Origin of the sequence: Flavobacterium arsenatis (assembly GCF_031456785.1) — a bacterium.
In the GTDB taxonomy this organism is placed as follows: Bacteria; Bacteroidota; Bacteroidia; order Flavobacteriales; family Flavobacteriaceae; genus Flavobacterium; species Flavobacterium arsenatis.
This window is the reverse complement of sequence record NZ_JAVDVI010000021.1, coordinates 14,451-30,548: the sequence shown is the minus strand read 5'-3', so window position 1 is coordinate 30,548 and position 16,098 is coordinate 14,451. Positions and strand designations below refer to the sequence as shown.

The following is a 16,098-nucleotide window of genomic DNA, read 5'->3' as shown; positions in this document are numbered from 1 at the left end:
TTTGGAAAATAAAGTGTTGATTTATCAGAAATTAGAAGCTTTCATCAAAAAGTTTTATACCAATGAACTCATCAAGGGATTGATTTTCTTTGTGGGATTAGGATTGCTGTATTTGTTTTTCACCTTGATAATCGAATATTTCCTTTGGCTCAAGCCAACTGGAAGAACCATCTTGTTCTGGATGTTCATCGTTGTTGAATTATTTTTATTGATGCGATTCATCTTGTTTCCGTTGTTTCAATTGTTCAAATTAAAAAAGGGAATCAATTACTCCGAAGCTTCTGTCATCATCGGAAATCATTTTACGGAAGTAAGTGACAAGCTCACCAACTTCCTTCAACTTTCAAACGACAACAATCAATCGGAATTGCTTTTGGCTTCTATCGAACAAAAGGCAAAAACGCTACAACCAATTCCATTTACCAATGCCGTCAACTTTAATAAGAATAGAAAATTCATTCCGTTGGCTTTGATTCCGATTTTGTTTTTCGCATTCTTTTATATTTCTGGAAACAGTAATCTCATTACCGATAGTTTTGATAGGGTAGTGCATTATCAAAAACAATTTTCACCACCGGCTCCATTTGAATTTATCATTTTAAACAAAAACCTCCAAACAGAACAAGGAAATGATTTCGTTCTGCAAATCAAATCCGAAGGAAAAGTCGTTCCAGAAAACGCCATGATTTTCATCAACGACGAAAGTTATTTCATGGAATCTACAAAGCCAGGCGTTTTTGAATATCGTTTTACAAAGCCAATCGAGAATACAGCGTTCCACGTGAAGGCGAATGAAGTTACTTCTTCTGATTATGAATTGAAGGTTGTGGCTGTTCCTACAATTGCCAATTTCGAAATGGTGCTGAATTTTCCATCGTATCTGAATAAGAAATCAGAAACTATCAAAGGAACTGGTAACGCCATTGTTCCAGAAGGAACCAAAGTAACGTGGAAAGTCGATGCAATGGCTACAAATGCAGTTGAATGGACAGACAATAAGACGATTACCCGTTTTTCTGCCAATGAAAATAGCTTTCATTTATCAAAAAACATCAACCAAAACACAGATTATCAGATTCTTACTTCTAATGAAAAGGTAAAACATTATGAAAAACTGAACTATGAGATTTCAATTGTGAAGGATCAATACCCAACTATCAGTGTAAACAATGCTCCAGACAGTTTAAGAGTCGATAAAAGTGTTGTCATTGGCCAAGTTTCGGACGATTATGGATTGTCAAGATTGCAGATTGTTTATTATCCGAAGAACAAACCTGAAGCTGGATTGAAAGCTCAAATCTCAGTTAAGAAAGATGTTTTTGATCAGTTCATATTTTCATTTCCAGGAAATCTTCCGGTTACCGAAGGTGTTTCGTATGAATACTATTTCGAGGTTTTTGATAACGACGCCTTGCACAATTTCAAAAGCACAAAATCGTCCGTATTTGCAAATCGAATTGAAACCGAAGAAGAAAAGCAAGATGAGTTGATGCAACAGCAGAATGACAACATCAACAGTATGGAAAAGTCGTTGAAGAATCAGGACAAGCAACTTTCTGAGCTAGAGAAATTGCAAAAGAGTAATAAGCAAAAGGATAATCTAGAATTCAAGGACCAACAGAAAGTAAATGAATTCTTGAAGCGTCAGCAAATGCTCGATGAGAAGATGAAAGAATTTGCCAAGAAAATTGAGGAGAATCTGGATAAGGTTAAAACCGATAAAAAAGATGAATTCAAAGAAGATCTTCAAAAACGTATTGATGAAACTCAAAAGGATTTAGAAAAAAACAAAGAGCTTTTAGAAAAACTGAAGGAACTTAACGACAAGATTAATCAGGAAGAATTGTATGAAAAAATGGACCAGCTCAAACAAAAATCTAAAAACCAGACGAAGAGTTTGGAACAATTGGTTGAACTGACAAAACGTTTTTACGTAGAAAAAAAGGCAGAACAAATTGCTGATAAATTAGACAAGCTTGCTGAAAAGCTAGACAAGCTTTCGGAACAAGGCAAAGAAAATACAGCTGAAAAGCAAGAAGAAATAAATAAAGAGTTTGACAAGATTCAGGAAGAACTCAAAGAACTCGACAAAGACAACAAGGAATTGAAATCGCCAATGGATATTCCGATGGATGAAGAAAAGGAGAAAAGCGTTGAGGAAGATTTAAAAAAGGCTTCGGAAGAATTGGGTAAGGACAAAAAAGAAAAAGCCAAACCTAAGCAAAAAAGTGCTTCCAAAAAAATGAAAGAAATGTCAGGCAAAATGTCGGCAGGTATGCAGGCTGGTGAAATGGAGCAATTGGAAGAGGATATTAAAATGCTACGTCAAATTTTGGACAATCTTTTGGCTTTTTCTTTCTCACAGGAAGATTTGTTAGCTCAATTTAAGTCATTGAAACGAGGTTCGCCCTCGTTCAATAAAAACCTAAAATTGCAACAAGATTTGAAATTGCAATTTCAGCATGTTGATGATAGTTTATTTGCTTTGTCTTTGCGTCAACCAAAAATGGGCGACAAGATCACTAAAGAAGTTGGAGAAGTGCATTATAATATTGAAAAAGCTTTGGAGAATTTAGTTGAAGCACAAATTGGAAAAGGAACTTCCCATCAGCAGTACACGATTTCATCTGCCAATAAGCTTGCCGATTTCTTGAGTGATTTACTTAACGGAATGCAAATGTCAATGTCGGGAATGGGTCAAGGTAAACCAAAAAAAGGGCAAGGTCAAGGCGAAATGCAACTTCCAGACATCATCAAAAAGCAAGGAGAACTTGGTGAGAAAATGAAGGAAGGAATGAAAAAAGGAAAGAAACCAGGCGAAAAAGAAGGCGAAGGCAATGAGGGAGAAAAAGGACAGAAACCTGGAGAAAAATCTGGACAATCTGGCAAACCCGGTCAAAAAGGAGAAAATGGCCAAGATGGAGAAGGAGGACAAGATGGCGAAGGAAATGCAGGTGAAATAATGGAAATCTACAAACAACAAAAGCAGCTTCGTGAAGCGTTGCAAAAGGAATTGAACGAAAAAGGTTTAGGCGGAAACGGTCAGAAAGCATTAGATGAAATGAAGCAAATCGAGAAGCAATTGTTGAATCAAGGTTTCAAGAACGAAACCCTGCAGAAGATATTAAATCTCAATTATGAGTTGCTAAAATTAGATAAAGCCATACAGCAGCAAGGCGAAGAACAAAAACGTCAAGCACAAACCAACAAGAAGGATTTCAACAATACTACAAATGCTCTTTCGCCAGCCTTGAAAGATTATTTAAACAGTATCGAAATTTTAAATAGACAAAGCTTACCTTTGCGGTCGAATTTTAACCAAAAGGTTCAAGAATATTTTAAGAAGAATGATTAGTTTCAATTACGAATCCGACTTTGAATTAGACAACGAAATGGCTTATGCAGAATGGTTGTCCAAGGTTATTGTATCGGAAAACAAAAAAGAAGGGGATATCAACTACATCTTTTGTGACGATGAATATCTGCACAAGATCAATGTTGAATACCTTCAGCATGACACCTTAACCGACATCATTAGTTTCGACTATTCTGTAGGTAACGAATTGCACGGCGATATATTTGTTTCCGTCGAGAGAGTAGAAGACAATGCCAAAGATTTCAATGTTTCTTTTGAAGAAGAGTTGAAGCGTGTTCTAGTTCACGGTGTTTTGCATTACTGTGGATATAAAGACAAATCAGATAAAGACGAAGCTTTAATGCGTCAAAAAGAAGAAGAAAAAATGTTGATGTTCCACGTGGAACAGTAGTTTAGTCAAGCTTTTGTCATTCCGAGGAACGAGGAATCTCTTGAAGTAAACAAATGAGATTCCTCGTTCCTCGGAATGACAATAAAGGGGCATTAAGTTTTGTCTAAAGAATAAATCATAAACTGTTCCACGTGGAACAACCGAATAGATTTCAAGTTTTAGTTAAATCCTAAATCTAAAAATCCCAAATCCTAAATCAAAAATGTTTCAAGAAGAATACGATGTAATTGTAGTTGGTGCAGGTCATGCAGGTTCAGAAGCAGCGGCAGCGGCAGCCAATATGGGTTCAAAAACCTTACTGGTCACGATGAGCTTGCAAAACATTGCCCAAATGTCTTGTAATCCTGCAATGGGAGGGATAGCCAAAGGACAGATTGTCCGTGAGATTGATGCTCTTGGAGGTTATTCTGGAATCATTTCAGATAAGACCGCCATACAGTTCAAGATGCTTAATAAATCAAAGGGGCCGGCTATGTGGTCGCCTCGTGTTCAAAGCGACAGAATGCGTTTTGCGGAAGAATGGCGTTTGATGCTAGAGCGAACCCCAAACCTTGATTTCTATCAGGAAATGGTGAAAGGACTGATTATCGAAAAAGGAAAAATAAAAGGAATTAAGACTTCTCTTGGAGTTGAAATCCGTTCAAAATCCGTTGTCTTGACCAATGGAACGTTCTTAAACGGATTGATTCATATTGGTGAAAAACAATTTGGAGGAGGTAGAGCTGGGGAAAGTGCTGCTTACGGAATCACAGAGGATTTGGTTAAAGCAGGTTTTGAATCGGGTAGAATGAAGACTGGAACGCCGCCACGAGTTGACGGACGTTCTCTTGATTATTCGAAAATGAATGAAGAGAAAGGTGATGCAAAACCGGATAAGTTTTCTTATTCTGATGAAACCAAACCATTGGCGATTCAAAAATCGTGTCATATGACCTATACGTCTTTGGGTGTACATGATATTTTGCGAGAAGGCTTCGATCGTTCTCCAATGTTTAATGGCCGAATAAAAAGTCTAGGACCAAGATATTGTCCATCGATTGAAGACAAAATCAATCGTTTTGCCGATAAGGAAAGACACCAATTGTTTGTTGAACCTGAAGGTTGGGATACGGTAGAGGTCTATGTAAATGGCTTCTCTACATCGCTTCCAGAAGACATACAATTTAAAGCTTTACGTTCGGTTGCTGGATTTGAAAAGGTAAAATTCTTTCGTCCTGGTTATGCAATTGAATACGATTATTTTCCGCCAACACAATTAAAACACACGTTGGAAACTAAATTAGTTGAAGGTTTATATTTCGCTGGACAAATAAACGGAACAACAGGATATGAAGAAGCAGCTTCCCAAGGATTGATGGCTGGAATCAATGCACATTTAAAAGTGCACGAAAAAGCACCATTAATTCTGAAAAGAGACGAAGCTTATATAGGTGTTTTGATAGATGATTTGATTACGAAAGGAACAGAAGAGCCTTATAGAATGTTTACATCTCGTGCTGAATATAGAACACTTCTACGTCAAGATAATGCCGATTTCCGACTAACACCAATGTCTTATGAAATTGGTTTAGCTTCGGAAAAGCGTTTGAGAAGAATGGAGCATAAACTAAAAGAATCTGAAAAAATGGTAAATTTCTTCAAAGAAACAAGTATTTCGATGGCTGAAATGAATCCCATATTAGAAGCAAAAGAATCTGCTTTGGTGACACAATCTGATAAAATGTTCAAGATATTCTCTCGTCCTCAAATCGATTTGGAAGATATGATGAAATTTGAGAAGGTTAAGGAATATATTGAACAAAATGATTTAGATCAAGAGATCCTAGAACAAGCAGAAATACAAGTGAAATATTCTGGATACATCGAAAAGGAAAGAAACAATGCAGATAAACTAACAAGATTAGAAGATGTAAAGATTCCTGAAAATTTCGATTATAATAAGATAAAATCCATGTCGATTGAAGCAAAACAGAAGTTGAGTCACATTCGCCCCATTACGATTTCGCAAGCTTCTAGAATCAGCGGAGTTTCACCAAGCGATATTTCGGTATTGTTAATCTATATGGGAAGATGATAATTTCAGATTTTAGAATCATAAGTCCTAATTCCTAAACCTTAATTCCTAATTAAAATAATGTTTCACGTGGAACGAACTTCGCTAAAGCTTATGTATAAAGGAAAATTGCCGATATTTTTATTGTTTTTTATTGTTTTGAGTTGTGGAATAACGAAGCAAAAATATGTGATTGATGATTATACAATTGTTCCAAATGCGAAGGAAGTTTTGGGAAATAAAGGTTTGAGTGCTTTTGTTTTTGAAAACAACAAGAAGTTATTGCCGTTTCAGCAGTTTATAACCAACAAGTTTAAATTGGATAGTTATCAGGAAAAAGAATTTTGGGTAACAATTGATGGCGACAAGTATAAAATTATTTTATATGATAATGATGAATTAATAAAATACATCAATACTTCTGATTTTACTTTGGCCAATCAAAATCCAGATGTAGTTAATGTTGGGAGTACAGCCGATTTTATTGCACTTTCCATGATAAGTTCCAGAAACGAAGATTGCTTGGCAGAAGGTTCGCTTTATGAAAATATAGCTGTAAAATATTTAAAACAACTAAAAGATGACTATTTAAGTAATGATAGATAATAATAAGAAAATATACCTCACTGTAAAAGACTATACTGTTTCAGGCGAAACTTTTGGTCTCTATCGTGATGAAAAAATGGATATGCTGATTACGTTTCCAAAGCCAAACGAAAATGATTTGCATAAATATTACGAAAGCGAAAACTACATTTCCCATACTGATGGAAGAGGTTCGTTGTTTGAAAAGTTATATCAATTTATAAAGGGATTTGCCTTAAAAAACAAAGTCAATCTAATTAATGATCTGCATCCTCAAAAAGGAAGACTTTTGGACATTGGAGCTGGAACCGGTGATTTCCTTGCTTTCGCAAAAACAAAAGGATGGGACACAACAGGAATAGAACCTAGTGAGAAAGCTAAGTCTATTGCATTAAAGAAAGGTGTTTCCTTTTCAGATTCGACCCAAGTTTTAGAAAATAATTCATTTGATGTAATTACGATGTGGCATGTTTTAGAACACGTTCCCAATCTTGAAAAACAAATTAAAGAATTAAAAAGGTTATTAAAACCTGAGGGAACAATTATCATTGCGGTACCAAACTTCAGATCATTTGACGCAAAATATTATAGAAGATTTTGGGCTGGTTTTGATGCTCCAAGACATCTTTGGCATTTTTCTAAAAAAGCAATAAAATTGCTTTTCTTAAAAGAAAAAATGAAAGTGGAGAAAATACTTCCAATGAAATTTGATGCTTTTTATGTGAGTCTGCTTTCAGAAAAATATAAAGCAGGTCAGATGAATTTTATCAGGGCTTTTTACATAGGATTGAAGTCAAACTACAAAGCAAAGAAGCGTTTTCAATATTCTTCCTTGATTTATGTCATAAAAAACGCCAAAAACGCAAATAAAAGCACAGATTCAACGATTATAGAACAAAACGATGTTGTTGTTGTCAAAAATTAAAACACAGCTTAAAATACTTTATTTAGATTCGTTTTCAATCAGTTTTGATTATTATAATTTTAAATTCAATAACAATTAATTATAAGCTTTGAATAACTTGAAAATCATCAAAATTTGAGATGACTACGCTTCAATAAATTTTTACTATTTTTGAAACCAATAAAAATTAACATATAACTTTAGAATGAAAAAATCCTTATTAATTATCGCATTAGCAATTTCAATTATTTCTTGTAACAAAGAAACGCAAACAACTGAAGCTGCCGCATTCAAAACAGCCTACATCGACACTTCTAAACTTATGGAAGAATATACCGAAGCCAAAGATGTTGCCGCAAAATATAAATCTAAATCAGATGAAGCAGCTAGAAAGCTAGAAGTTCAGGAAGCTAATTTCAAATCGGATGCAAATTATTTCCAGAAAAACGCACAAGCAAACGGACAAGCTTGGGCCCAACAAAAAGGAGCTGAATTGCAACAAAGACAACAGCAATTGCAATATGCGGCTCAAACAATGGCACAACAATTACAGGAAGGACATGCCGTTGAAATGGATACACTTGTAAAATCTGTAAAAAAATTCATCAAGGATTATGGCAAGGAAAAAGGCTATGATTATGTGTATGGAACAGGCGATGCAGCATCTGTTTTGTATGCAAAAGACAGCTATGACATTACAGATGAAGTAGTTAAATTGTTGAATGACAAATATACGACTTCAGCTAAAAAAGAAGAAACAACTGAAACTAAAAAAGAAGAGAAAAAATAATCTCACCCAGATAAATCAAATGCCTTTCGATTCGGAAGGCATTTTTTGTTGGTAGGAATTTCAAATATTCTTCAAAATAATTTTCATTTTAGTCAAAAAGCTATATTTTTATCCCAACAAAAATTATTCGCCAGATGGAAACCATTTCAGCAGCAGCAGCTTATACCTTAAAATTTATCAATCAGACGCAACGTTCTATTTTCCTTACGGGAAAAGCAGGGACCGGAAAAACCACGCTTTTAAAAGAAATTATCCAATCTACACATAAAAATGTAGTAGTGGTTGCTCCAACAGGAATTGCAGCTTTGAATGCCGGTGGAGTAACAATTCACTCGATGTTTCAGTTGCCTTTCGGCGGATTTATTCCGGCCAGTAATGTTGACGCTCACGTTACCGATCGTGTGAAATTTGAAACCAAGGACACCCTCAGAAGACATTTCAGAATGAGCGGTCAGAAGAAAGCAGTGATTCAAAATATGGAACTGCTGATTATTGACGAAGTGAGTATGCTTCGGGCCGATTTACTTGACGCCATTGACTTTATGATGCAAAGCGTTCGGAAGAAACGTATTCCCTTCGGAGGAGTTCAAGTGCTTTTTATTGGCGATTTGTTGCAATTGCCTCCCGTGGTTCGAGAGGAAGAATGGCAAACTTTACGCAATTATTACACCGGAAAATTCTTTTTCCATTCGCATGTTGTCCAGCAAAACCCGCCACTTTATATTGAACTTTCAAAGATTTTCCGTCAAACGGATGATCAATTTATAGCTGTTTTAAACAACCTTCGAAACAACGAAATATCCCAAGAGGATGTTGCGGTTTTAAATCAATATGTTCAACCAAATTTTGATATAAAATCCAACAAAGGATACATAACTTTAACCACTCATAACGCTAAGGCAGATACTATAAATGCTGATTCTTTAGATGAATTAAACGGCAAATTGATAAGCCTGAAAGCTGAAATCGTAGATGATTTTCCCGATAAGATTTTTCCGATTGATGAATATCTGCACTTGAAAGTTGGTGCTCAAGTGATGTTCGTGAAAAATGATTTATCGTTCGAAAAAAATTATTTCAACGGAAAAATGGGTTTCATCGAATCGGTTTCAAGCAATGAAGTTCGTGTTCATTTTCCTGAAGAAAACAAAACCATCGATGTGGAGAAATACGAATGGAAAAACATCCGCTATTCTGTAAATTCCATGACCAAGGAAATAGAGGAAGAGGTTTTGGGAACCTTTGTCCATTATCCTATTAAACTTGCCTGGGCCATCACCGTCCACAAAAGCCAAGGACTGACGTTTGACAAAGCAGCATTGGATGTTTCGCAAGTTTTTATGCCCGGACAAGCTTATGTTGCCTTGTCACGTTTACGATCGTTAAACGGGCTAATTTTGCTTTCTCCGTTGCGAATGAATGGTATTTCGAGCGACAAGGATGTCATTAATTATGCTCAAAACAGAGCCGATGAAAATATTCTGGCCAATTCTTTACAGCTTGAAACCCGAAAATTCATCCATAATTATCTTGTTAATACCTTCGAATGGGGCGATTTGATTCAAGAATGGCGGAATCATCAATACAGTTACAACGAAGACGCGGAGAAATCCGAGAAATCTAAACATCACATTTGGGCAAAAAAACAGGCTTCCATCATGTACGAACTCGAAACGCCTTCCCAAAAATTCATCAGCCAGTTGAACAAGCTTTTCTCCGACCAAAAGCTGGACTATAATTATATTTCCGAAAGGATCAATGCAGCGTTCAATTATTTCCTAAAGCCAATGGACGATTTGGTGTATGAAATTTTATGGAAGCTCGAAGAAGTAAAACGCGTCAAGCTTGTAAAAGCCTACTATCAAGAGTTATTGGTTTTAGAAGAATTGCAAATCAAGGCCGTACTGCGATTGCTAAAGGCAAAAAAAATGATCGAAATCGTAGTTACCGGTGAATTAATTTGCAAGGAAAATTTGACTTCACCCGAGATTAAAAACTATAAAGTCAACAAAATGGAACGCCTCCGAGAAGATTTCAAAAAGGCAAATATGACACTTGTCGAAGAAGATCCAATTAGAGAAAGATATACCTCTAAAAAGAAAGAAAAATCGGCAACACCAAAGAAAGCTACAACAGAAGAAACCTATGAACTTTGGTTGCAAAAGAATTCAATAGAGCAGATTGCCGAACTCCGAAAGCTTACACCTCAAACAATAAGCGGCCATATTTCTAAACTAATAGAAGCAGGAAAAGTACAACTTACGGAAGTATTGCCAGAGGACAAGATAGCCGAATTAGCCGAAGCATTTTCGGGTTATACTGAAGCTTCCTTGATTCCTTTAAAAGATAAATACGGCGATAAATTCAGTTGGGATGAGCTAAAAATGTTTAAGGCGACTTTAACCAAAATCTAGCAGATTTTTACTTGATTTTAGATTTCATTATCGCTTGCAAACCATTCAGCAAAAGAGGATTCCGTTTCTTGGAGTTTTAAGGAAAAAAGATTGATGTTTTTTGGCAGGCGGTTTTTGATCCTTTCGGCAAAATCAATAACCATGTTTTCGCTTGTGGGCTGATAATCTACCAAAATCACGTGATGTCCTCGGTTTTTTAGTTCATTAGCCAATTCAACGTGGGGAGTGGTTTCATTGAAAACGGTGGCGTGATCAAACTGATCGACGATTTCTTCTTTTACGATTTTTTTGAGATCAGAAAAGTCAATCACCATTCCGAATTTCACGTTATTTCGATCTGTAATTGGTGTTCCGATAACGGTTACAGAGAGCTTATAGCTATGTCCGTGCACATTCTTGCATTTTCCGTCGTATCCATAAAGGGCATGTCCTGTTTCGAAGGTAAACTGCTTGGTGATTCTGATTTTACTCATGATGGGTTTGATTTGGGGACAAATTTACGAATTTATTACTTACGAAGTTTTGGAAACGGATGCCCTAGCCCTGATTGAAACGGAAAGCCCGGAATTTGAAAAGTTTATTTTTCCTGACAGAAAAGAGCGACCAACGGAAGCTCCTTTTATGGCTTTGGAAAAATTACTTTTTCAAATGAGGACTTGAAGTGGAAAGCAGGAAATAGCTCCTAAAAAAAACTACTTCTTAAACTGTTCTAGAGCTTTTTTCGTAAAGTCCGACAACACCAGTTTTCCAGAAACCGCAGCTCTTTCGTAAAGCAATGTCCCCCAGTTTTCAGTGCCTTCCCAAAGCACTTTCTTCATTTCGGAGAGGGCTTCTGGATTGTAGTTGGATAATTTTTGAGTGAAGCTATCAAGCTCTTTATCGAGTTCTTCCAGATTCGCGAAGACTTTTGCATATAGGCCTTTTTGCTTGGCCCAATCGGCAGTTTGCCATTCATCTCCAGCTAGAGTTAGTTCGGCCAAACCGCTTGTTCCTATTTTTCTTTCGACTGCAGGAGCGATTACGAATGGACCGATGCCGATGGTGAATTCGGATAATTTGATGCTGCTGTTGGCGGTTGCAAAAACATAATCACAGGCCGAAGCCAAGCCAACTCCTCCGCCAACGGCTTTTCCTTGAACACGACCGATGATAAGTTTGGAGCATTTTCGCATGGCATTGATGACATTTGCAAAACCGGAAAAAAACCGAGCACCTTCCTCAAGATTGGAAACGGCAAGAAGCTCATCGAAGGAAGCACCTGCACAAAACACTTTTTCGCCTTTGCTTTTTAGAACAATAATCGAAACTTCTTTATTGTTGCTGAGTGTGTTGAATTCGTCTGTCAAGAGTTGCAAAAGCTGACTTGGAAAGGAATTTCCAGACGGATGATGAAACTCAATTGTAGCTATCTTGTTTGTGATGTTCGTATGGATGGAACCGTTTTGAATGTCTGTTGTCATGATAAAATTTTCAGTAAAAATACTGAAAAACGGCTTAATTGTTTCTCTTTAAGTTCGGGATTTGGCAGGAGATAATTTAAAATGCGGAGAAATTCTGCATCTTTTTTGCAGATTGTTTTCTAATTATAGTATATTTGCCACCGATAATGGGGGATTAGCTCATTTGGCTAGAGCGCTTGCCTGGCAGGCAAGAGGTGACCGGTTCGAATCCGGTATTCTCCACTAAACCGCAAACATTCAAGTGTTTGCGGTTTTTTATTGCACAAAAAAAGAGAAGCGTTTGCTTCCTCTTCTTTTATACATTTTGTAATAATTATTCTGTTGGCAATGGAGCTCCAACGGCAATTTCGCAACGGTGTCCCGGTTGTCCGTGTGGCGGATTCATTCCTGGAGCGGTTTCCGTAGTAACGGGTTGGGTCTGTAATGTTTTAGGTGCAGGTTGCTCTAATGAGGTAGGCTTCGGAACATCGTGTGGTGACAATGTTGCCTTTTTTGGAGAATTTAACGGTGCTCCAACTGCAATATCGCAACGGTGATTTGGCTGACCGTGTGGTGGATTCATTCCTGGAGCCGTTGGAGCCACAGTTGTACTTTGCTGAACGGGTTGTGGAGTAACAGCTGTTGCAGTAGGCTCGGCCTGAGGTGTCACCTCAATTGGATTTTCTGGAGTAGCCACTGTTTCTTCTGTTGATGGAGTATCTGAACTTTCTTGAGGTTCCAATTCTTTCTTGCAAGAAGTAAAAAACAGAGAAGCAACGAAAACCAAACTTAAAATTGTTTTTGTATTCATGATGTATTTTTTAATTTAAGGAAAACCAAATATAAAACTTTAAAATCCTTTTGGAAATACATTAACATAAAATCATGAACAAAAACGTTTTCCAAAAAAAAGAGACTGTTGCAACAGCCTCTTTTAATGGGTTAAACTTCGGTTCCGCAAGTGCAGTTGCTACCACAGTTACAGTTTTCGCATTTACAGTTTGGATTGTCGCATCCGTTATTTGCTGTTGTTTTCATGATTTCTAGTATTTAAATTATTACTACTACAAAGTTAGAACAGCAGTTAATAGTTTGCTTTATGCAAAAAAGGGGAAGATGTATATAATTTTTGGATTCTCCTAAAGACTGTCGATTGACTTTCGTTTCTCGTTTCCAATCTTTTTGAATAGCGAAGGCGAGAGTCCCGTTACCTTTTTGAATTGAGCCGAAAGATGATGTACACTGCTAAAACCAGTTTTATAGGCGATTTCAGTTAATGAAAGTTGGTCATAAACCAGAAGTTCTTTTACCTTTTCAATCCTTTGGATGATAAAAAACTGCTCGATGGATTTTCCTTCAATCGACGAAAATAAATCGCTCAGGTAGCTGTAGTCATAATGAATTTTGGAAGTAATAAAAGTCGAAAGGTTTACTTTTTTATCCGAGGCATCGAGAAATTTAAAGATTCGCTTTTTGATATCTTCAACAATTTTGTTGATTCGGGTTTCAATCAATTCAAAGCCTACTTTTTTCAGTTCGGTTTCAAGGTTTTTTAATTCGGAGGGGTTTAGCTCTTTTTTCAAAACAACTTCTCCAAGATCGATCCTTTGTGTAGGAATTTCCAAGGTTTGAAATATGTTTTCTACCGAAAGAATGCATCTCGGGCAAACCATATTTTTGATAAGAAGGAGATTGTTTGAACTTTTCATACTACAAATTTAAACTTTTTATAAATAAGGAAACCGACAGTTTTATCCATGTTAATTAACAAATGTTGTACCTTGATATTCCTTAGATTTGTGATAGCAATTTCCTCCAGAAGCAATTTCTGCAAAGAACTTCCTCTACTTATTTTACACTAAACGAAACGAATATGTCCGACAGAATACGTGAAAAATTAACCATTCTTGCAGATGCTGCAAAATATGATGTTTCCTGCTCGTCAAGCGGAAGCAATAGAAAAAACGACAGCAAAGGCCTAGGAGATGCGAGTTCTTCGGGAATTTGTCATACCTATACCGAAGACGGACGATGTGTTTCGTTACTCAAAATTTTGCTGACCAATCACTGCATTTTCGATTGTGCATTTTGTGTTTCCCGAAAAAGCAATGATGTGAAACGTGCCGCTTTTACGGTGGAAGAAGTGGTGGAATTGACGATGAGTTTCTACCGAAGAAATTATATCGAAGGATTGTTCCTGAGTTCGGGAATTTTCAAGAATGCCGATTATACCATGGAACGCCTTGTGAGGATTGCGAAAAAATTACGTCTTGAAAATAATTTCAACGGCTACATCCATTTGAAAACCATTCCAGGTGCAAGTCAGGAATTGTTGACCGAAGCAGGTTTGTATGCCGATAGGATGAGCATCAATCTGGAAATGCCAACGGAAGCCGGACTGAAATTGCTGGCTCCAGACAAATCGCATGATGATGTCAAGAAACCACTTTCATTTATCAAGGACAGCATCATTCAGTTTAAGGATGAGAAAAAAATTATCAAAAGCACGCCAAAGTTTGTTCCTGCTGGTCAAAGCACACAAATGGTTATTGGTGCAACTCCCGAAACCGACATGGAAATCATGTACAGTGCCAATGAATACTATAAAAATTATGATTTAAAACGGGTGTATTATTCAGGTTATATTCCGATTAGTTATGATACCCGAATGCCGATGATTGGAAGCCAGCCACCACTTTTGCGTGAAAACAGACTCTACCAAACCGATTGGCTGATGCGTTTTTACGGGTTTGATGTACACGAAATTTTGAATGTGAAAAATCCCTATTTGGATGTTGATATCGACCCGAAACTGAGTTGGGCACTCCGAAATATGGAGCAATTTCCGATTGACATCAACACGGCTGATTATAAGATGATTCTCCGTGTTCCCGGAATTGGAGTAGGTTCGGCGAATAAAATTGTACAGGCTCGAAAATTCGGTAAGCTTCGTTCAGATCAGTTGAAGAAGATTGGTATTGCCTATAATCGGGCGAAGTATTTTATCAGATGTGCCGATAGTGTTTTCCAATTGAATACACCCGAAGCTTTCACGGTAAAGAACCTGATTTTATCGGAAAGCAACAGCAAATACTTGAAAGTGCCACAAAATCAGTTAAGTCTTTTTTAATGATAACGTATGTTTTTGACGGAAGTCTGGAAGGTTTGCTAACCGCCATTTTTGAGTTTTATGAACGAAAACCGGGCAAGATTCAGTTGGTAAGTCAGGTACATTTTCAACCCACTTTTTTAGAAGAAACCTTTGAAGTAATTAATGATGAGGCTAAAGCCAAAAGAGTCTGGGCGGGTTTGTGCAAGAAAATAAGTCCCGATTGGCGAAGCCGTTTCTACAAATGTTATCTCTCCGAAACACCTGAAATTTTTCAGCATCTGTTCGATTTTGCCTGCTATATTTTTGATAATCCAAAAGGTGCTGAAGATAATTTCGGACATCCATCGGTGATTGCACTTTCTAAAATGGACAAAAACGTGAACCGCGAAAAGCACCGAATGAAAGCTTTTATCCGATTTCAAGAAACAGGCGATGGGATTTTTTATGCTCCAATTGAACCTGATTATAATGTTTTGCCGTTGATTTCCTCGTTTTTCAAAAATAGATATGCCGATCAAAAGTGGATTATCTATGATTTAAAGCGAAAATACGGCTTGTTCTATGATTTGGAAAAAGTAGAAGAAATCATTTTCGATTATGTTCCCGAAGTAAAGAAAAGCAATGTGCATCTGCCTTCGGACGTGTTGAATGGTAAGGAAGAATTATATGCTTTGCTGTGGAATGATTACTTCAAGAGTACCAATATTCCAGCGAGAAAGAATATGAAATTGCATATTCAGCATGTTCCTAAGAGGTATTGGAAGTATTTGACGGAGAAGCAGGGTTGATTAAAAAGTAGTTCGAAATAATAGATGGTAATAAATAGGGCAATCTCAAAAATTAAGCTTATCGTTTATCTTATAGTCTTTTTTTATACATTTACTTCAAACATTAAAACATCCAATATGAAAAGGTTTATTAAAGTCATTGATTTAAAAAATGATAATGAATACTATTAAACATTGATTATATAGTTGAATTTACACCAGCTGGGCAAGCACATAGAAGTAATGCTGTTGTTACCAGCAAGTCGG

Annotated in this window: 14 protein-coding genes and 1 tRNA gene; 11 read left to right on the top strand and 4 right to left on the bottom strand. The window is 36.7% G+C overall.

Annotation, left to right across the window (positions count from 1 at the left end; translation table 11 throughout):
- The first annotated feature begins 1 nt into the window (after position 1).
- The 7 genes from J2X31_RS17055 to J2X31_RS17025 all read left to right on the top strand — a co-directional run bounded on the left by J2X31_RS17055 (position 2) and on the right by J2X31_RS17025 (position 10,513).
- The gene (locus J2X31_RS17055; protein WP_310028547.1) at positions 2-3,355 is read left to right on the top strand and encodes a DUF4175 family protein; all 3,354 of its coding nucleotides are present in this window, start codon (positions 2-4) and stop codon (positions 3,353-3,355) included.
- Complete coding sequence (gene ybeY / locus J2X31_RS17050; protein WP_310028545.1) at positions 3,348-3,767, top strand: rRNA maturation RNase YbeY; 420 nt, start codon at positions 3,348-3,350, stop codon at positions 3,765-3,767. Before J2X31_RS17055 ends, ybeY begins: the two co-directional genes overlap by 8 nt.
- 202 nt (positions 3,768-3,969) lie before the next feature.
- Positions 3,970-5,841 (top strand): tRNA uridine-5-carboxymethylaminomethyl(34) synthesis enzyme MnmG, encoded by a 1,872-nt coding sequence (gene mnmG, locus J2X31_RS17045; protein ID WP_310028542.1) that lies wholly within the window; start codon positions 3,970-3,972, stop codon positions 5,839-5,841.
- A 60-nt stretch (positions 5,842-5,901) separates the two neighbouring features.
- On the top strand, positions 5,902-6,426 hold the full coding sequence (locus J2X31_RS17040; RefSeq protein ID WP_310028540.1) for a hypothetical protein: 525 nt from the start codon (positions 5,902-5,904) through the stop codon (positions 6,424-6,426).
- Positions 6,416-7,330: a class I SAM-dependent methyltransferase gene (locus tag J2X31_RS17035; protein ID WP_310028538.1), complete on the top strand. Its 915-nt coding sequence runs from the start codon at positions 6,416-6,418 to the stop codon at positions 7,328-7,330. Before J2X31_RS17040 ends, J2X31_RS17035 begins: the two co-directional genes overlap by 11 nt.
- 184 nt (positions 7,331-7,514) lie before the next feature.
- On the top strand, positions 7,515-8,099 hold the full coding sequence (locus J2X31_RS17030; protein WP_310028536.1) for an OmpH/Skp family outer membrane protein: 585 nt from the start codon (positions 7,515-7,517) through the stop codon (positions 8,097-8,099).
- 134 nt (positions 8,100-8,233) lie between these two features.
- Positions 8,234-10,513, top strand: coding sequence for a helix-turn-helix domain-containing protein (locus J2X31_RS17025; RefSeq protein WP_310028533.1), 2,280 nt, complete (start codon positions 8,234-8,236; stop codon positions 10,511-10,513).
- A 17-nt stretch (positions 10,514-10,530) separates the two neighbouring features.
- Here J2X31_RS17025 and J2X31_RS17020 read toward each other — a convergent pair whose 3' ends face one another.
- Positions 10,531-10,986, bottom strand: a complete 456-nt coding sequence (locus J2X31_RS17020; protein WP_310028531.1) for a 6-pyruvoyl trahydropterin synthase family protein — start codon at positions 10,984-10,986, stop codon at positions 10,531-10,533.
- On the opposite strand from J2X31_RS17020, the gene J2X31_RS17015 reads away from it, so the two are divergent.
- Positions 10,985-11,173, top strand: a complete 189-nt coding sequence (locus J2X31_RS17015; RefSeq protein ID WP_310028528.1) for a hypothetical protein — start codon at positions 10,985-10,987, stop codon at positions 11,171-11,173. The genes J2X31_RS17020 and J2X31_RS17015 overlap by 2 nt on opposite strands.
- A 32-nt stretch (positions 11,174-11,205) precedes the next feature.
- Here J2X31_RS17015 and J2X31_RS17010 read toward each other — a convergent pair whose 3' ends face one another.
- A complete protein-coding gene (locus tag J2X31_RS17010; RefSeq protein WP_310028526.1) occupies positions 11,206-11,973 on the bottom strand; it encodes an enoyl-CoA hydratase/isomerase family protein in 768 nt (255 codons plus the stop codon).
- A 148-nt stretch (positions 11,974-12,121) separates the two neighbouring features.
- Here J2X31_RS17010 and J2X31_RS17005 point away from each other — a divergent pair.
- Positions 12,122-12,195, top strand: a tRNA-Ala gene (locus tag J2X31_RS17005).
- Between the two features lie 91 nt (positions 12,196-12,286).
- Here the strand turns inward: J2X31_RS17005 and J2X31_RS17000 are convergent.
- Both J2X31_RS17000 and J2X31_RS16995 read right to left on the bottom strand, forming a co-directional pair.
- On the bottom strand, positions 12,287-12,763 hold the full coding sequence (locus J2X31_RS17000) for a hypothetical protein (RefSeq protein ID WP_310028523.1): 477 nt from the start codon (positions 12,761-12,763) through the stop codon (positions 12,287-12,289).
- A gap of 328 nt (positions 12,764-13,091) precedes the next feature.
- A complete protein-coding gene (locus J2X31_RS16995; RefSeq protein ID WP_310028520.1) occupies positions 13,092-13,661 on the bottom strand; it encodes a helix-turn-helix domain-containing protein in 570 nt (189 codons plus the stop codon).
- Between the two features lie 164 nt (positions 13,662-13,825).
- Here J2X31_RS16995 and J2X31_RS16990 point away from each other — a divergent pair, with 164 nt between their 5' ends.
- Together J2X31_RS16990 and J2X31_RS16985 are read left to right on the top strand one after the other, a co-directional pair.
- Positions 13,826-15,082, top strand: coding sequence for a putative DNA modification/repair radical SAM protein (locus J2X31_RS16990; RefSeq protein ID WP_310028517.1), 1,257 nt, complete (start codon positions 13,826-13,828; stop codon positions 15,080-15,082).
- A complete protein-coding gene (locus tag J2X31_RS16985; RefSeq protein WP_310028515.1) occupies positions 15,082-15,852 on the top strand; it encodes a TIGR03915 family putative DNA repair protein in 771 nt (256 codons plus the stop codon). The genes J2X31_RS16990 and J2X31_RS16985 overlap by 1 nt, the downstream gene beginning before the upstream one ends.
- The last annotated feature ends 246 nt before the right edge of the window (positions 15,853-16,098 follow it).